Origin of the sequence: Methanolobus sp. ZRKC4 (assembly GCF_045291305.1) — an archaeon.
Taxonomy (GTDB): Archaea; Halobacteriota; Methanosarcinia; order Methanosarcinales; family Methanosarcinaceae; genus Methanolobus.
The window spans coordinates 3,003,129-3,021,736 of sequence record NZ_CP146983.1; the positions used below are offsets into that span (position 1 = coordinate 3,003,129).

An 18,608-nucleotide genomic window follows, 5' to 3' on the forward strand; every position below is an offset into this window, starting at 1 on the left:
AAATATTAGCATGACATAAAAATCAATGTGATACAATCCTTATCGTAAAAATGAAAAAATTGCATCCAGAACTTCAGATTCAATCTCGCCGATACTACGGTCAGTATCAATTATCACAAATCTTTCTGGGTTTTCCCTGGCAAGCCGCAGGTAGTTCTCTCTCACACCTTCAAGGAAACTTATCTTCTCAAATTTGGTTTTGTCCCCGCGATTGCCGCATCGCTCCACAGCAATGTCCGGTTCTATGTCAAAGAGGATTGTCAGATCGGGGTCCACAGTCCAGCCCCTGTGAATGTCCTGGATCCATTTCACAGGATCAGCGAACCGGCTTTTTAATGTCATACCCTGGTAAGCATAACGGCTTCCTGAATAACGATCTGAAATCACATTCTTTCCACCTTCCAGAGCAGGGAGCAGGAGCTTAGAGATATGCTCTGCATGGTCTGCGGTGAAAAGCAAAAGCTCTGCAAGGTTATCCGTATCAGAATGGATGGCACGGTTCACAGCCTCACCTATCCAACCAGTTGTGGGTTCTCTTGTGAAAACAAACTCTGAGAATCTGGAATTTGAATTCAACAGACTTGTTATCGTCGATTTACCAGAACCATCTATACCTTCCAGAGTGATGAGTTTACCTTTCATGAGCATCAACAATGAAAGCAAAGGAATACTATTTAGAGTATTTGTTCCACAAAAACTCTGATTCCCTTTTATGTCCTTAAGACGTCTTCACTGACGCACTGTGGGCATTTCACCGGAAACATATCAGGATTTTCCATAAAAACGAATTCACATGTATTGCATCTGAAGTATACTTTATTAGGGTCATAGTTGTCCATAATTATTCCTCAAATAAATATGACTCACAATGATAAATATAGTAATCGGTTGTATAAATATAACGTATATGCATCCGGCAAAACTATATGCAAAGGAAAAGAACCCTGAAAAGGATACTAAATGACAACAATTGGAGTAATTACCAGGGGAAAGTATGGGAACCGCCTGATAGATACCATTAGCTCAAAAACTGAAATGGAAGTAGTTCAGACTTCCGTGCCGCAGATGCTGCCTGACTTCATCGATGAGCCAAATGAATTCCTGGAAGGACTCAATATAGACAACTCCGTGTTCGATTCGGACATTGTTATCACCTATTCACTTCATCCGGACCTTACCGCGGCAATAGCCCATATGGCAGGAAAAGCCGGTGTAAAAGCCCTGATAGTACCTGGAGGAGCATCAAAAGCACCTGTTGTGGAACTTGAAGATATAGCAAAACAGTATGACATGCTCATTGAAGTTGAGGATATATGCTGCACCCTTCAGGAAAAGCCGGAAACAAAAGAACTTTGTTCGCACCTATCAAGCCCTGTCCTTGATATTGATGTCGATAAAGGTATAATAGAATCCGTAGAAGTATTATGTGGGGCACCATGTGGAAGCACGTGGCACATGGCAAAGGAACTTGTAGGAATGAAGGTAGAAGAAGCACCTGCCAGAGCCGGACTGCTCATACAACAATATCCATGCAGGGCCATCAGGGGAAATATGGGCGGCATCCATGAATCCGGGGAGATTCATAAAAAAGCCGTCGAAGATGCGATTCAGAAGAAAAAAGAAGACTGAGCTTATAAATGGGGAAATATGGACAATATCCAGATAGCTGAAAGGTTCAACCAGATAGCAAAACTTCTGGAATTCAAGGGAGAGAATCCGTTCAAGACCAGAGCATATACAACTGCCGCAAAGACGATAAAAGGACTTGATGAAGAACTGGTGTTATTATACAAGAATGGAAAAATCGACACCTTACCAGGAGTCGGTGAAGCACTTAAAGGCAAAATAGTAGAAATGCTGGAAACCGGTTCATTCAACGCCTATGAGAAGACAGTGAAAGAAGTACCACATGGCATCATGGATATAATGAATATTCCCGGCATCGGTCCGAAAATGGCAAGGCAATTCTACGAAAAACTTGGTATCACATCTATTGATGAACTAAGCAAGGCTGCCAGGGAGCACAGGATACGGAGACTTCCAAGAATGGGTGAGAAACAGGAAGATAAGATCCTCAGGTCGATTATCCGACTTCAACAGGACAAGGATCAGGGAAGACACCAAATAGCTCTTGCCACATACATCGCAAAAGAGATAACTGAGGAGTTGTCCTCCAGCCCATATATCGAAAAGGTAGTCATAGCAGGCAGCTTGCGAAGAAAGAAGGATACTGTGGGAGATATTGACCTTATAGCAGTTTCAGATGATCCGGAAAAGACACTTCGAACCTTTGTAAATCTGAGTAAGGTTGAAGAGGTACTGGAATCAGGAACTTCTAAAAGTGCTGTCATGTATCCTGGAAACCTGCGTGTGGACCTGAGAGTTGTTGAAAAGATTTCATTTGGTTCAATGTTGCAGCATTTCACGGGTTCAAAAGAACATAATATTCACCTTCGAAAAATTGCACTCTCAAAAGGTTACAGCCTGAACGAGTATGGCATTACAAATGAAAGCAGTGGCAAACTCACACCATGCAGCAAGGAAAAAGACCTGTATGAATTTCTGGGACTGGAATACCTGACCCCCGAACTCAGAGAGAACCGGGGAGAGATAGAAGCAAGCCTCACAGGAAAGCTTCCTCACCTGATTGAGAAAGAAGATATTAAAGGCGATCTTCATGTCCATTCCAATTGGAGTGACGGTGTAAACACAATAGAAGAACTTGCACAGGCGGCCATTCAGCGCGGATATGAGTACATTGCAATCACAGACCACTCACATTCCACAGGTATTGCCAACGGATTATCTGAAAAAAGGTTGCTTGAGCATATCGAAGAGATAGAGGTTCTCAATGAGAAATTCGACGACATAAGGATACTTTCAGGTACAGAATGCGATATTAAAGCAGACGGAAAGCTGGATTACAGTAATGACATCCTTGAGAAACTGGACATTGTAATTGTGGCGGTACATGCTGGACTTGAACAGGACATGAACAAGATGACCAGGAGGATATTTGCAGCCCTTGAGAATGAACATGTGGATATACTTGCTCATCCCACCGGCAGAAAATTCGGCAAACGACCTGCATATGACGTGGATATGGATAAAATACTAACCGTGGCAAAAGACAACGACAAAGCCTTGGAAATCAATTCTTCGCCATGGAGACTTGACCTGAATGACACCAATGCAAGAAAAGCAAAGGAATATGGTGTTAAGATTGCCATCAACACAGACACACATGCAATTGACCATTTTGACAATATATCATTTGGGATAGATGTTGCAAGAAGGGGATGGATAGAACAGGAAGATGTTATCAATACCATGAGCCTGAAGCAACTGTGCGTCAGACTTGGCATTCCAAAAAAATGATAATAAAATAAGATTCCAAAACTTAATATTATAGATATATTGCACCATAAGGAAATAATTGATATTCTTGTTGCTTCCTTTCAGGAAAAAAACAAAAAATATAAATTCCTCTTCTGTAAATTTAATTTTGATAAATACAAGAAAGGAGTAGAATTACTGAAGAATCAACAGTGTAATACAGTTTGTAGGCATTTACGCTTAGCTGGTAGTTAAACACATCATAAATGGAAAATTATGAGGTGCTATTTTGAAAAATATGAAAGCTAACAGGCATGACAGATCCGTGAAAAAACATGAAATCGAGTTTCAGAAAGAGATGAAAAGGCAGCAAAAAAGAAGAACATGATAATATAGCTTTTTTGGGTTACGCTTTAATGAAAATATTAACTGGCAGGATTATCCTGCCAATTCCTATTATTATTTGTTCTGCAACTTCATACGTTGTCCCAGTATGCATTTTCCACCCCTGTGACCACCCAGTGGATTGAATGTGGTGCCAAGGGAATTCATGCATCTTGCCATGACAGCAGCGCCGCGTGCAAGGCCGTCATCTACAAAAATAACATTTTCTTCAATCTTGTTATTGATACCAAGTTCTTGCAGGTATTTCAATATCAGCTTTGGTTTATCTCCAGTAATTCCGGCCCTGCCGGTGACACCGATGGCTGTGTCCTCGAACACAAGACCTTCTTCCTGTGCTACTTTCACAAGACGCTGTACTACTCGTGCCATGACCTCGTCAATCACTGCAAAGAGCACCTTAAGATCATGTTTTTCATAGACCTCAGCCCCAATCTCTGAAAGTTTTTCCATATCAGTGCCATTGTGTCCTACATCACAACCTATGAGAACAACTCCAATCTCATCTGCAGCCTCAGAGTTTACTGGCACACTGCCATATCTTTTACGACCACTGGGAACCTTTTCGATAATTATATATTCATTTATCCGTTCTGCATATCCCTTTATAGCCTTCTCCTTGAGCTTATGAGCAAGCCTACCTAGTGATACGTTATCAGAAACATCAAGAGCAGTACCCTTTTTTGAGTCGACCAGGCTGGTTCCCTGAATAATGGCATCGGGGATGGCTCCGGCATAACCACAGAAATTTCCGATGGTCTTTGCATAAGGAAGATCAGGACTGATTATCCTGCCGTCAAGGGTTGTACCAAAGTCTATGGAGATGCAGGGATTACGGAAATCAACATCAACCCACTTGGCACCTTCCTTGATACCTGCAGTTGCCAGTTCACCTTCCATCTCGTTGGCAACGATTTCCACACCTGTTGCACCTGTAGGTGGTGTTACACTTGCCACTGCACCGTCAAAGACAACCTGTTCGAGCTTACTGTGTTTACGGAATTTTTCAGGAATATTGGATAAGGCCATCGGAGGAGTCATACGGTTTGGCGGAACACCTGCCATAAGACATCCATCTGCCAGGGCTTTTATGAACTCTCCTACTTCATCAGGCGTATCGAAACCTGCAACAACTCCTGTGGACCTCACAACAAAGTGTATGTCTTCCTTGATATCGAGGTTCGCTTTTTTCACAGCACCGACCAATGTATCCCGAACGAGTTCTCCCACTGACTGTCTTGTAAGCTCCACACCTGTAAGTGTCCTGCCAAATACTTCTTCATCTGCCTTTGGGGGTCGGACATCCCTTGTCATACTAACTGTTTTTGTTACAAGTCTTGTTTTACCATCCTCAAGGTTTGTAGCGGTCAGAATGCATTTGGTAGTTGTATTGCCCACTTCCACTGAAGCTACTATAAAATAAGCCTTGGACTTAAGATCTATCAGGCGTACGGAAGGACTTTCTACAATTCTGGGTTTATATGCCATTTGTTTCCCTCACATATAGGGTTGAAGTTTCTGGGTGATATTCTGTTTAGGTACAGCACCAATTAACTTATCAACATATTTTCCTTCTTTGAAGATAAGCATAGCAGGAATACTAGTTATTCCAAATTTTACAGCTGTCATTTTGTCCTCATCTACGTTCAACTTGCCAATGACTAATTTTCCCTGCATTTCGGTTGCCAATTCATCGAGAACAGGAGATATCGTACGGCAAGGACCGCACCACGGCGCCCAGCAATCCACCAGTACCAAAGGATACTTTGATACGAATTCATCAAATGTTGCATCTGCAATTGTCACCGGACCTGAAGGATACTGGTTTTTCTCCAGAGATCTTTGTAAGTCCTGCATCCTTTTTTGCCTGATAGATTCTAATTCATCCATGAAATACACCTTTTTGATAAGTATTATTGTTTACAGATATTTAACTGTGAACATGATTTGATATAGACGTTGGATTTCTCTTTAGTATCTGTTATTAACACATTTAATTGTTTGTATGGTTGTGCAATTACTACGCAATACCATGCCCTCCGGGAAAATCTGGGAAAAAGGAATAAACATCAAAACAATAGACTAACAGGGATAAAAATGGCAAAATGGACACTTGAGAATATACTTAGAATCGACCCGCAGGAGTTTGAAGTACTTCTCTCAAGACTTTTTTCGAGTATAGGATACAAGACAGAACTTACCCAATACTCCAGAGACAGAGGAATTGACATTGTTATTATGATAGAGAACTTCGGACTCACGCACAAATGGCTGGTCCAGGCGAAGAGATATTCAGAATCCGTAGGTGTAAAGGAAGTAAGAGAATATAGCAGTCTCAGATATCGTGACCATGTTGATGGCGTGATAATTGCTGCAACCTCTTCGTTCACTAAAGAAGCAATGGAAGAAGCAGCAGAGCATAACCTCAAACTCATAGATGGAAATCTGCTTGTGGAAATGCTCAACCACTATTTACCTAACCAGTACTCAGAAATTGCGAACAATTCTGGGAAAAATACTGATAAACTGCCAGAGAAAATAGGCAATGGAGCTATTCTGAAAAGAGGAGAGAAAGTTCTTGCAAATGAAGTAGTAACGATGGGAAATGAAAAGTTCACCATCATCCTGACAAATAAGAATGTGTTCCTCAAAAAGGAAAGTTCCAGCTTCTTTTCAAAAAGTTCAAACATTGAAGAACGCATCGAAATAAAGGACATTTTAGGATTGCATAACGAACCAAACAGATCCGTAATAATAACAGGAAATAAAAAACTCAAAATGTATCCTATTACCTCCAGAAAACTTCCTGAGCTAGCAAATATATTCGAAACCCTTCGCCCGGAATACCTGAGGGGCGAACACCTGAAGCTCTCATCAAGAAATGGAACACAACTAATAATACTCACAAACAAACGTCTAATTGTTTCCGAGATTTCCGGGGAGAGACAGAAGGAGATTTCCAACAAGAAAATCGTTGGCGTTGAACTAAAAAGTGGTTTCCTCAAAAAAGACCAGTTGCTTGTGTTGGAAGATTCCGGTGTTGTAGTAAAACATTATTTTGATGTTAATGAACCTGGGAAATGGAAAGAAATGATAGAACAATGCGTCAGAACATATTGAATTTCTAACAATACTTCACAAGCGTGAAACCTATATAACTGATACATCAAATGACTACTAACCAGGAGAGAGAAAACAATGGTTACAGAAACAATTAAGATCGAAGGTATGATGTGCGGACACTGCCAGGCAAACGTGGAAAAGTCCATTGGTGCAATTGCCGGGGTCAGTGAAGTAAAAGTCGACCTTACAACAAAAAAGGCAACAGTTACCTTTGATGATTCTGTTGCAAACCTTGATGCCATTAAGGCAGCAGTAGCAGACGCAGGTTATACTATTGTAGTCTGAAGTATCAAAAATAAACTAATTTTATTACTTTTTCCAGCAATATGAAAGCAGATATCAAAGTATACGGCATGACATGCATGCATTGCCACAAGCGTGTGAATGATGCAATATCAAATCTCGAAGGTGTGAATTCTGTTGAGGTCAGCCTTGAAAACGAGATGGCATCTGTTGATTTCGATACAGAGACCATTGCCCTTGAGGATATTAAAAAAGCCGTTACTGACGCAGGCTATGAAGTTGGTGAAGATGCCTGTCAGGTTCCCGATGAAGAAGAGGCAGCGTGTCCAATAATAATTGATGATGAAGAGCCGGAAGAAAGCAAAGCGGAGCCAGGAACTGTTAAGGAAATTGCCTTCAAGGTCTCAGGTATGCAATGCTCTGCATGCGCACAGAACATCGAAAAGGCCCTGAATAAACGGGATGCTGTGATATCTGCTTCTGTGAATTTGCCAATGGAAAGAGCATCTATCAGTTATGATCCTGCACTCATCTCCCCGGAGGAGATGGAAAATGCAATTGAGGATATAGGTTATCATGTTGTTAAAGACAGGATCGTGCTTGAAGTAGGCGGAATGAAATGTGCGGCCTGTTCCCAGAACGTTGAAAAAGTCCTCAAGAGACTGCAAGGCGTTAGTTCTGCAAGTGTGAATATTACCACAGGAAGAGCACAGGTAGAATATAATTCATCCCTTGTCTCGATAGATGAAATAAAGAAAGCCGTGGATGGTATAGGATATTCAGCTTCCCTTCCGGCCGATAGAAAGGAATCAGAAGACAGGGAAAGAAAGGAAAGGAAACATGAAATCAGACAGCAGAGGAACAACCTGCTTATTTCCGTTGCAATTTTAATTCCAATAATGCTTGGGAATATGAAAATGATGTTTCCGGGTCCTTTTGGTTTTGTGCCAGCCCTACTCTCTGACAGGAATCTGCTGTTCCTGCTGACAACAATTGTCATTGTTTTCCCCGGCAGACAATTCTTCGTTGGAACTTACCGGGGACTCAAGCACGGCGTTACAGACATGAACCTGCTCATTGCAACCGGAACGGGAGCAGCTTATATTATCAGTGTCGCATCCAGCTACCTTGACCTTGGACCCGGTTACGAGCACCTCTATTACGATACCGCTGTAATGCTTATTACTTTCATAACACTGGGGAGATACCTGGAAGCCCGTGCAAAAGGCAGAACATCGGAATCCATCAAAAAGCTCATTGGCCTGCAGGCAAAGACTGCGCGTATCATCGTTGCCGGTGAAGAGAAAGAAATACCTGTGGAAGATGTACAGGTAGATGACATCGTCTTTGTTAGACCCGGAGAAAAAGCACCTGTTGATGGGGTTATTGTAGAGGGTTCGTCTGCCATGGACGAGTCAATGATCACAGGCGAGAGTATCCCTGTGGAAAAGAACGTTGATGACATGGTTATCGGCTCCACGCTCAATAAATCAGGTGCACTGAAATTCAAGGCCACCAACGTTGGTGCGGATACCGCACTTGCAAGGATAATCGAGCTTGTGGAAAACGCCCAGAACTCCAAGGCGCCTATACAGAGGATTGCCGACGTAGTAGCTGGCCAGTTTATCCTTGTCGTGCACGTACTGGCACTGCTTGCCTTCTTCTTCTGGTATTTCATCGGATTCGAGAGATATAATGTTCCGATTAATTCCGAAATACTCAGTCCATTCCTGTTCGCACTGCTCATATCCATCACCGTACTGGTAATATCCTGTCCCTGTGCTGTGGGTCTTGCAACCCCTGCAGCCATCATGGTAGGTACGGGCAAAGGTGCTGAGAATGGAATACTTATCAAAGGTGGGGAAGCACTTGAGAAAACCCTGGAAATAAATACGATTGTTTTCGACAAGACGGGGACACTGACAAAAGGTGAGCCTGAACTTACTGATATTGTGCTGACTGCTGGCCATGATAAAGATGAGATTCTTACACTTGCAGCAAGTGCAGAGAAAGGCTCCGAGCATCCCCTTGGAGAAGCCATTGTTCGGGCTGCCGAGGAAAAGAAACTGGATATAAGGACTGTGGAGCAGTTCAGCTCTATCGCAGGACATGGTGTTGAAGCCACTATCGATGGCAACATGGTGCTACTTGGAACCCGCAAGCTCATGGAAGACAATGATATTGACACCTCATCGCTCACTGAGAACATGGAAAGCCTTGAAGCTGAAGGCAAGACTGCAATGATAGTTGCAAAAGAAGGACAAACGATTGGAATTGTTGCGGTCGCAGATACCCTGAAGGAAAACTCCGAAGAGGCTGTGGAGAAGATACGCAACATGGGTATTGAAGTTGTGATGATCACAGGTGACAACTGCAGAACAGCAGATGCAATTGCCGGCAGCATCGGCATAAAAAAGGTGCTTTCCGAGGTACTTCCCGAAGACAAGGCTGTCGAAATAACAAAACTTCAGGATGAAGGACGCATAGTTGCAATGGTCGGTGACGGAATAAACGATGCACCGGCACTTACACAGGCGGATATCGGCATTGCCATGGGAGCAGGGACTGACATTGCTATGGAATCTGCACAGATAGTGCTTATTAAGAATGACCTGAGAGATGTGCTTGCAGCTATCAGGCTGAGCAGGCTGACCATGAGCAAGATAAAACAGAATCTCTTCTGGGCCTTCGGCTATAACAGCATAGGCATCCCGCTTGCAGCCGGTATACTTTACCCCTTCGTCAGTACCATACTAATAACACCCGCACTTGCTGCAGCCTTCATGGCAATGAGCTCCATATCGGTTACGACAAACTCTCTTTTGATGAAAAGGAAGAGTATAAAGTAAGGAGGCGTCCAAATGGATAAAGTATCAGACAAGAATGCAGGAAAATACGCACTTATAGCAAGCGTAGTTTCTTGACTTTTGCTTGTCATCATTTTTGCAGGGCTTTCCTTTTTGGTCAATGGTTCCAGAACCGTGCCACTTTACAGCCAGGTGGATATCATTGCAGGTATGGTTTTTGTTTTCGTACTCAGCATGATAGTCTCAGCTTCTGTCTGGCCGGCGATCATTGAGAAAAAAGAAGATTGACAACGACTATCCGATGTATGCTACAATACCTGTTTGATAAATTTGATATCATCGAGATCTATGCATAGTCATTTGTCAAGAAAATTGGCTCAAGAAACGTTCTTAAGAGTGTCAGTTTTAGACATGGGAACATTCTTAATCAGTATTATTAAAAACAATATTGTGAAGATGGTTGCATATATCAATCCTTAAACATGAGTTTGAGTAAGAATATGTAGTTCCCGAATCAAATATCTAGTTCAAATATATTTAAGCACTTCGAATCAGCGTCATTGAACATGAAAATAAAAACATGTCAATTGATCTCGTATTTTAAACTATTTCATCTATCATAGGGAAGGATATATGAATAAATCTAAGTAGATGGCAACTACACATTTTTTCGAAAAAGATAAATACACCCATAACTATTCACGGAATTGGAATTACTATCACTTTACGATAGAAATGTTGGTACGAAAAATGAGAAAAATTAATATAATTACAATAATGATTGTTGCGACCCTGCTGTTATTTTCAACAGCCTGAGCAACAGTCTTTACGCCAGTCTCTATAGAGACCACTCTGAATCCAGGGGAATCCGTAGAGGAAACGAAAACAGTGATAACTGACGCGACCCCCATAGGAAGAGCTGATATAGTTTTCAGCTTTGATCTTACCGGAAGTATGGGCGATGTCCTCAGTACAGCAAAATCCAATGCTGTTGACATTATGACTGCGGTAGATTCCGAGGTTCCTGATGCACAGTTCGGTGTGGTATCATACATGGATGATGTAGATCAATACAATTCATTTGGCTATTCTAACACATACGGCGTAGCTTCACGCGGCGATTACCCATACAACATGGACAATGCAATAACAAATAATAAGGCGGCAATATCCAGTGCAATAAACGGCCTATCACTTGGCTACGGAAGCGATGGACCTGAAGGATATACTCGTGTATTCTATGAAAGCTATGCTGATACAACAATAGGCTATCGCACGGGAGCAAAGAAGATATTCATCAATTTCGCTGATGATATCCCTCATGACAACAACCTGAACGAAGACGTACCTGGTAAAACCGGGATTTATACTACCGGTGGAAACCCAGGAAGGAATGGAGTAATGGATGAAACATCAGACTCCAGCAAGATCGGCGTAGGAAATGATGACCTCGACCTTCAAACTGTCCTGCAGGAAATGAAGAACAACGACATTACCCTTCTGGAAGTACAAAGTAGTTCAAGCAAGTTGGAGTACTGGACTCACTGGACAGGTATTACCGGTGGAAATGTTTATCAAATCGACGACTCAGCTGAAGTAAAGAATGCTATTCTTTCTCTTGTAAGTGATGTAGTATCAAACATCGATGCGCTTACCCTTGAAGTAGAACCAGGTTATGAGAGCTGGGTATCATGGACCCCAGAGTCATACACTGATGTCAAAGGAAGCGAAACAAAGCAGTTCGACGTGACAATTACAGTACCTGCTGGAACTGCCTCTGGAGAGTACAATTTTAAGATACACCTTGTAGCAGACGGAGCTATTCTGGCTTCACAGGATGTTAAAATCACAGTGCCTGGTGAATCATCACCAGCTGCAGATATACCAGAATTCCCAACGGTTATACTGCCAATGGCTGCAATAATGGGCCTAGCATTTGTGTTTATGAGAAGGAAGTAATTGATCTGATAAAGATTAATTACCCTTTCCATTTTTCTTTTTTGAACAGCATTGAGAAATGTGCTGTTGAAATTTTTTAATCACATTACAATGTTCTATCGAGTATTATAAAATAGCTGATAAGAGCTACGTGAGAAAAATCGCTTAAAGATCAGAATGCGGATTAATGTCACATCCAGTACACGGAAGACACATGGTCTTGAAAATATCCGCGCGCAGACCGTATTCGTCCAGTTTTTCCCGGAGGAAACGGTTAAGCATCAGCAGCCTTTCGGCTGACGGACGTTCGACAGTGAGCTCCCCTTCTCGTAAAGGATGTTTTGCAGCAGCCCTGAGGATTGGAACAACACCAATAGAAACCAGTTCTTCAATACCTTCTTTTGCGGACTTGTCAGATTCACCAAGACCGATTATGAAATTGGAGCAGACCTTATTCCTTCCGAATATCTCAACACCTTCTCTTAATGCATCAAGTAAGTGCTCAAGGTCCTGATCGGGACAGACAACCGCGTAGATATCCCTGTCCATGGTCTCAACGTTGTATTTGAGTTCGTCAGCACCGGCGTCCTTAAGCCTGCGTGTGCTGCCTTCAGTCGGGTATACGGAAACACCGATTGGAACATTATATATGTTCCTAAGCCTGCGGATTAGTTCCTCGGCCCTGTCAACTTCGGATTCCGGAGATATCTCAACCCCCGATGTTATGGAAATGGCATGCATCTTTCCTGTTTCATTGGCCTTCCCTATCATCCCAAGCATCTCATCCATTGTCTTAATCTTGCCTTCAAGTTTGGGAACCGGACAGAACTTGCAGTCGAAGACGCATTTCTCGCACATGGTTATGAAAGCCTGTTCAGGACAATGGATGAGTTCCTCTTCAATGTCCCCCCTTGCGATCTCAACACCGTCTTTTCTTATTACAAGCTCTCCATTTTCCATTTCTGCCTGCAAAGGAGATTCCTTTTTAACGGCAAGACGAACACGATGACCTCCAGAACTGAAAAAGAAGGCAACATTTCCTGCGCCCGGACCTGCTGTGGGGATAGTTAGCCAATGGATAAGGGAAGGGTCCATATTCACGGAGCCTACCGAAATGAGTTGTGTTTTGGTTTCTGCTTTCATGAATTCTCCGTTCGCGAAAATATGACCTTTTTTAGTAGTATAGTTACATAACCTATTTTTGCCTGGGATACTTTATTGTTTCCCCAAAATGATCCATACCATTCCGGTCAATGACATCGCCCAGCCGTTCTCCTTCAAAAGCATTCTGACGATAATATTCAATGGTCTTTTCGAGGATATCAAACACAACTTCCTCTTTGTTCGTCCTGAGCAACTGGTCGCCCATGCGTGGTCTTTTACCGACTTTACCACCAACGAAGATAGCAAACCCTTGTGCCTTTGTTTGCATGGCATCTTTACGGCATGCTGCAATGCACAAACCACAGGATACACATTTATGCATATCAAGGTAAAGGCTGCTACTCTCAATATTTATGGCCAACATACCACAGGCTTTTTCGCATTGCCTGCACATGACACAATTGTCTTCAATAAAAACAGGTTCTTCAAAACCCATGATACCGAAATCGTTTTCCTGAACTTTCAGGCAGGATGCGGGGCAGCCAGTTACTGCTATCTTGAACTTGTAAGGAACTGGTTTTGCAAAGTATAACCCATCTATTTTTTCGCATATTCCCTGACAGTCAATAAGACCACGTTTGCAAACACTGTCTCCCTGGCATGCCACGACAGCTCTTATCTTTTTTCCGGTGGCTCCCGGACCAATTCCCGCTGAAATCATTTGCTCACTGGCATCATCTGTATTGTTAAGATGAACGAACGGTATCTCCATGCCCTGACGGGAGGTCACATGTACATAGCCCTTACCGTACCTGTCGGCAGCATCAGCTGCTGCCCTGAGATAATCGGATGTCAGTTTGCCACCTGCAGCGTGCAAGCGCATGGAGAAGTAATCATCCTGCCTTTGGGAAAGAAAACCTTTTTCCTTTAGCAGGTCTTTGTCTGAATTTCTTTTTACCATTTAGGTCACTTTCTGTTCCATTTATATGGAAGTTATTTGAAACACCTGTTAATAGTGAAGGAATAGATAACTGGTTTAGTAATAAATAGCTGGCATAAAAACATTTTGGAACATCCCTCAAACACAGGAAATATCACTAATAATCATGATGCTGCGAACCTTAATGATTATATAATTCAAATTTTGTTTTATACAATAAGAACAATATAACGCATCCTAAAAGGACATCCGTGATCCTGGGAGATTAAGATGCCGATCGATCCTATATGTAAAAAAATTGTCCCTGAGGGGTCTCCGTGTAATACAGAATACGGAGGAAAAACGTACCATTTTTGTTCCGACTGGTGCCAGGTTAAATTCGAGCACCTCGAAAAAAGCGTTATACGAATGAAGAGATCCATCCCTGAAAAAGAGCGCATATCTTTTGGGAAACTAAGGAAGGATATAATCAAGCCGGGAATCTGCACCTTGTGCGGAGCCTGCTCAGCAGCATGTGAATCCATAGCTATCAAAAACGATCAGCCCACACTTGTGAGCAAATGCACTGCATGTGGTGTTTGCTACAATCAGTGTCCTCGAACCATAACAACTGAAGAGGGACTCATCGGAAAGCTACGCAATGCTTACAGTGCACGTTCAGCACTTCCCGATATCAAGGGACAGGATGGTGGAGTTGTGACTGCAATGCTTGCATATGCACTTGATGAAGGACTCATCGACTGTGCCATCGTCACCAAAAGATCAGAAGAGGAACCGTGGAAACCCGTACCCATGATCGCACGGACATGCGAAGAATTGTTGGACTCTTCCGGCAGTATGTACAGTCACAGCATGACAATGAATGCATTGATGAGTGCCATAAAACAGGGCTGGAGAAGTATCGCTTTTGTAGGTCCGAGTTGTAATATCGATGCTGTCACCAAGATGCAAAAAAGCCCATACGGATTTTTGAATCTATTCATGAGAGCGAATATACTGAAAATGGGACTGTTCTGTATGGATACTTTCTATTACGAAGGAATTAAGGAATTCGTGGAAAGCAAGAACATACGTCTGGAAGATATCGAATCCATGAAGATTCGTAAGGGTCAGTTTGAATTCCACACCCCTGAAGAGCTAAAGGTCTATCCTCTACATGAACTGGACGTGTACAGGAGCAGCTCATGCAAATTCTGTACGGATATGGCAGCTGAGAATGCCGATATATCTTTTGGCGGTGTCGGTACACCACAGGGACGGACCACGGTCATTGCCCGCTCAGGTCTGGGATATGAATTGTATAATGAAGCTGTTGATAACGGTTATATAGACTCAAAACTGCTTGAGGAAAAAGAGATAAAGGGTGCTCTTAACCTTGCGAAGATGAAGAAGATACAGATGTATTCACTTAACCGCAGGCAGAATATTTGAGCTTTTATGGCAGTCCTGATACTGCCAATCTATTTTTATTAATTGTAAAATACTGCTGTACGAATGAGATAGCAGTTTCGTAGATTCCTTCTTTTCAAAATAGAACATTAATTTGTAACTATTCAGCCTGGCACGATTTGCCTATTGGTACTGATTTCATCGAAATAGAGATGTCTGCTCACTAACAATCTAACAATCAAAAAAGCAATCAATAGCAACAATCAAAATAAATGATTCTAATGAAATTTACGTTTCAACTTTTTGTCAAGATTGTTATTGATAGCGTTTTTATCAGGCTGAATAGTTACATTAATTTTATCATTACCCCTGTGCTTGATAAAAAGAATAAAGATAGAACAATTCTGGCACTTACAGTTACTTTTACCTGCCTTGTAATTGTATTTCTGACAGGGATGCTGAAGGGAAATATCTGAGAGTAGTGACACAAAAAACCTACTTTTTTAAGCATCAACATCCAATATTCCACCATGACCTCTCATGATTACGTCCACGGTTACTCCGAAAGGGAATCTGTCCGCCTCAGCGACCAGGCAAATACACTGGAAGAACTCCTGCACAGCGATACAAAGTACCCACCGGATAGTATCGTGCTTGAGGCCGGGTGCGGTATCGGCGCACAGACAGTGATACTCTCAAAGAATAGCCCGCAAGCGCAGATCACGTCCATAGACATATCAGAAGACTCCCTGAATCTGGCAAAAGAATGTGCTAGGAAAGAGGGAGTTACCAATGTAGAGTTCAGTTTGGAAAACATTTTCAACCTGTCTTTTGAAGATGAGAGTTTCGACCACATTTTTGTCTGCTTCGTTCTCGAGCATCTCAAGGAACCGGTAAAAGCATTGGCAAGCCTGCGCAGAGTGTTAAAAAAAGGTGGCACAATCACAGTTATCGAAGGCGACCACGGCTCATGCTTCTTCCACCCCGAGACCGAAGCAGGAGTTAAAGCCTGGAACAGCCTGATTGAAGTGCAGGCAAGACTTGGTGGCGATTCGCTCATCGGCAGACAGGTCTACCCACTTCTGAAACAGGCAGGTTTTTCTGATATTGTAGCTTCACCTCGCATGGTTTACAGCGATTCAAGCCTTCCACATATGGAGGAAGGCTTTGTGAGAAAAACCATTATCCCAATGGTGAAAGGTGTGCGTGAGAATGCAGTTGAGATGGGAATTATCGATGCAGAGACCTTTGACCGTGGGATTGAGGATATCCACAGGACTGCTGGAGAATACGGGACATTCAATTACATGTTTTTTAAAGGTGTGGGGAGGAAATAGTAAAGATAACAAGAAGCTCATAATTTTGTGGCTACTATAATAAACCCATTCACCCGATTCCCCGTCCTCGTTACAAACTCATCCCTCTTGAAGAACTCGATCTCAAAACCGTTATCAATTAATAAAAAAACCAGTTCTTTTTCTGTAAAATGATGAGCAACATAAGCAATCTCCTCGGTCCCCTCATCATAAGCAACAATCGAGCCCTCCTCCTTTGTCACCGGCAGGTCATTGATGTAACGTTCGCGATAGACCTTCGAATGCCAGGTCTGTCCGAAATCCGCAAGGTAGAGATAACCACCAGGCTCCAGCACCCTGCATGCTTCCCTGATTATTCTGGCACGGTCATCCTTTGAAACTATAGTTGTCAGGAAAGCCTGCATGATGACTACGTTGAAGGCGGCATCGGGGAAAGGTAGAGCCCTGGCATCGGTCCGAATAAATAAAGGAATCTGCAAGCAGTTCTGTGATTCTGAAGAAGATTTAGCCATTCTCAGTGCTTCGGTGTTAATGTCAACACCTGTTACTGAAAAACCAAGAGATGCCAGAAGATTACTCGCTTTTCCACTGCCACAACCGATATCAAGAATACGGCAGGCAGGAGATGTGTATTTGTAGATTATCGGGTCAAGCTCAATTGTTGTCGGGATGTTTTTGCCATTAATACATTCCCACGGATTTGTTTGCTCGCCCATTCTTTCTCAAAACTCCTTGAAACTTGCTTCAGAAAAGATACTATCCGTTATGAGATATAGATTATTATCAATAGCTTAATGACGAAAGTCAGTTTTCCGAAGTACTGGTTGACATGTTCTTATGACCCAGAGTCCGCTCGGCCTCACACCTGCATTCCATCATAACAGACTCAGGAATCAGTTTCCTGACCAATAGGAACCCTAGAGGAATCAGGATTATATCATCAATAGTTCCTATGACAGGAATAAAATCAGGAATCAGATCGATAGGGCTTAGAACATAAATGGCAACACCACCTGCAAGCACCCTTGTGTACAGAGGCAGATCTGGCCTTTTGCTTGCAAGGGAGAGTGTTTTTGTGTGTAGCTGCACCTTGTAGAACTTTTCCTTCAACAAAGCTTTAAGAGCTATTTTTACTATACCCATCGGATAAACCTCAGAAAATATAGTCACATGATCCGTGTTATGCGCACTGAACAAAATTACACATCAAACGTCAACAGGACGCGATGTATCCCATTCAGCCTCAATGAAATGTCTGAAGATGCAAACATGCTCTTTCCCATTGTACCATGTGGCATTAAGCGTCAACGGAGCTATATCATCCTTAATAGTTATTACAAGGAGTTCCTCATTATCAATAACAAGTATACCACCCTTTAAAGGGTTTACGTTGCTTTTTTCCTTATATACCCTTATTTCAGCACCGGAAAACTCCTTTGCAATATCTATAACGTGGGCCTTGTCCCTGCCGGTTATCTTTATCTTAACTCCTTCACCGAGCTTCACCTGAATCATCTGTCTTATGGAATCCATGATAGGATAGACCTCTATCACCTTTTTCAGAGAAGAATATGAGGACGCAAATATGATTTCTTCATCGGCGGATTCCATCATCTGGAGAATCTTATCATTGACATTCTTCACACCACTTATATTCCACACAGAATCCTCTTCCACACTACCTTCCTGTGCCTGATAGATAGTCTCAAGCTGCTCATTAGAGAACTTCACAGCGTCCTCATAACTCGCCTTTAATTTGTCAATGATAACATCAGGAGCATATGCCCTATATCGCATTGGTTTGGTATTCTGGACTTTAACCAATCCCCTGTCCTTAAGCCGGTCTATAACGCCATACACAGCAGAGCGTGGGATACCCGAAAGAGCATGGATATCCGCTGCATTCCTGCTCCCGTACTGCGTAAGTGTGACCAAAACCTTTGCCTCATAGGATGTCAGACCCAGTTGCTGGAGAGATTCTATTAGTGAATTCATAATACTAATTGCGTA

General features: G+C 42.5%; 17 protein-coding genes. 9 read left to right on the forward strand and 8 right to left on the reverse strand.

The annotated features are described in order from the left end of the window. Nucleotides 1–39: 39 nt before the first annotated feature. Nucleotides 40–642 (reverse strand): dTMP kinase, encoded by a 603-nt coding sequence (gene tmk / locus V7O67_RS14770; protein WP_342304116.1) that lies wholly within the window; start codon nt 640–642, stop codon nt 40–42. Between the two features lie 318 nt (nt 643–960). Here tmk and V7O67_RS14775 point away from each other — a divergent pair, with 318 nt between their 5' ends. Beyond that, nucleotides 961–1,629 carry a DUF166 domain-containing protein gene (locus V7O67_RS14775; RefSeq protein ID WP_342304115.1) on the forward strand — a complete coding sequence of 223 codons (669 nt, stop codon included), beginning with the start codon at nt 961–963 and terminating at the stop codon, nt 1,627–1,629. A gap of 18 nt (nt 1,630–1,647) precedes the next feature. Beyond that, nucleotides 1,648–3,378: a DNA polymerase/3'-5' exonuclease PolX gene (polX, locus tag V7O67_RS14780; RefSeq protein ID WP_342304114.1), complete on the forward strand. Its 1,731-nt coding sequence runs from the start codon at nt 1,648–1,650 to the stop codon at nt 3,376–3,378. Between the two features lie 417 nt (nt 3,379–3,795). On the opposite strand, the gene V7O67_RS14785 is transcribed toward polX, so the two are convergent. Beyond that, nucleotides 3,796–5,226 (reverse strand): methanogenesis marker 14 protein, encoded by a 1,431-nt coding sequence (locus V7O67_RS14785; protein WP_406670386.1) that lies wholly within the window; start codon nt 5,224–5,226, stop codon nt 3,796–3,798. A gap of 9 nt (nt 5,227–5,235) precedes the next feature. After that, nucleotides 5,236–5,628, reverse strand: coding sequence for a thioredoxin (gene trxA, locus V7O67_RS14790; RefSeq protein WP_342304112.1), 393 nt, complete (start codon nt 5,626–5,628; stop codon nt 5,236–5,238). A gap of 207 nt (nt 5,629–5,835) precedes the next feature. Between trxA and V7O67_RS14795 the strand changes: the two genes are divergently transcribed. The 5 genes from V7O67_RS14795 to V7O67_RS14815 all read left to right on the forward strand — a co-directional run bounded on the left by V7O67_RS14795 (nt 5,836) and on the right by V7O67_RS14815 (nt 11,870). Beyond that, nucleotides 5,836–6,858, forward strand: a complete 1,023-nt coding sequence (locus tag V7O67_RS14795; RefSeq protein WP_342304111.1) for a restriction endonuclease — start codon at nt 5,836–5,838, stop codon at nt 6,856–6,858. Between the two features lie 78 nt (nt 6,859–6,936). After that, a complete protein-coding gene (locus V7O67_RS14800) occupies nt 6,937–7,146 on the forward strand; it encodes a copper ion binding protein (protein ID WP_342304110.1) in 210 nt (69 codons plus the stop codon). Between the two features lie 41 nt (nt 7,147–7,187). Continuing rightward, nucleotides 7,188–9,953, forward strand: coding sequence for a heavy metal translocating P-type ATPase (locus V7O67_RS14805; RefSeq protein WP_406670388.1), 2,766 nt, complete (start codon nt 7,188–7,190; stop codon nt 9,951–9,953). Between the two features lie 78 nt (nt 9,954–10,031). Next, nucleotides 10,032–10,199 (forward strand): hypothetical protein, encoded by a 168-nt coding sequence (locus V7O67_RS14810; protein ID WP_406670389.1) that lies wholly within the window; start codon nt 10,032–10,034, stop codon nt 10,197–10,199. Between the two features lie 600 nt (nt 10,200–10,799). Continuing rightward, a complete protein-coding gene (locus V7O67_RS14815) occupies nt 10,800–11,870 on the forward strand; it encodes a PEF-CTERM sorting domain-containing protein (RefSeq protein ID WP_342304107.1) in 1,071 nt (356 codons plus the stop codon). 144 nt (nt 11,871–12,014) lie between these two features. Here the strand turns inward: V7O67_RS14815 and V7O67_RS14820 are convergent, their stop codons facing one another. Both V7O67_RS14820 and V7O67_RS14825 read right to left on the reverse strand, forming a co-directional pair. Further along, nucleotides 12,015–12,992 (reverse strand): radical SAM protein, encoded by a 978-nt coding sequence (locus V7O67_RS14820; protein ID WP_406670390.1) that lies wholly within the window; start codon nt 12,990–12,992, stop codon nt 12,015–12,017. 52 nt (nt 12,993–13,044) lie between these two features. Continuing rightward, a complete protein-coding gene (locus V7O67_RS14825; RefSeq protein WP_342304105.1) occupies nt 13,045–13,914 on the reverse strand; it encodes a 4Fe-4S binding protein in 870 nt (289 codons plus the stop codon). Nucleotides 13,915–14,163: 249 nt separating this feature from the next. Here V7O67_RS14825 and V7O67_RS14830 point away from each other — a divergent pair, with 249 nt between their 5' ends. Together V7O67_RS14830 and V7O67_RS14835 are read left to right on the forward strand one after the other, a co-directional pair. Further along, on the forward strand, nt 14,164–15,324 hold the full coding sequence (locus V7O67_RS14830; RefSeq protein WP_342304104.1) for a Coenzyme F420 hydrogenase/dehydrogenase, beta subunit C-terminal domain: 1,161 nt from the start codon (nt 14,164–14,166) through the stop codon (nt 15,322–15,324). 488 nt (nt 15,325–15,812) lie between these two features. Next, nucleotides 15,813–16,619, forward strand: coding sequence for a methyltransferase domain-containing protein (locus V7O67_RS14835; RefSeq protein WP_406655518.1), 807 nt, complete (start codon nt 15,813–15,815; stop codon nt 16,617–16,619). A gap of 17 nt (nt 16,620–16,636) precedes the next feature. Here the strand turns inward: V7O67_RS14835 and V7O67_RS14840 are convergent, their stop codons facing one another. From V7O67_RS14840 to V7O67_RS14850, 3 genes are all read right to left on the reverse strand, one after another. Further along, the gene (locus V7O67_RS14840) at nt 16,637–17,314 is read right to left on the reverse strand and encodes a class I SAM-dependent methyltransferase (RefSeq protein ID WP_406670392.1); all 678 of its coding nucleotides are present in this window, start codon (nt 17,312–17,314) and stop codon (nt 16,637–16,639) included. Nucleotides 17,315–17,402: 88 nt separating this feature from the next. Continuing rightward, nucleotides 17,403–17,741, reverse strand: coding sequence for a YkvA family protein (locus tag V7O67_RS14845; protein WP_406670393.1), 339 nt, complete (start codon nt 17,739–17,741; stop codon nt 17,403–17,405). A gap of 63 nt (nt 17,742–17,804) precedes the next feature. Continuing rightward, entirely contained in the window at nt 17,805–18,593 is a 789-nt protein-coding gene (locus tag V7O67_RS14850; RefSeq protein WP_342304101.1) for a helix-turn-helix domain-containing protein, read from the reverse strand. Nucleotides 18,594–18,608 lie beyond the last annotated feature (15 nt).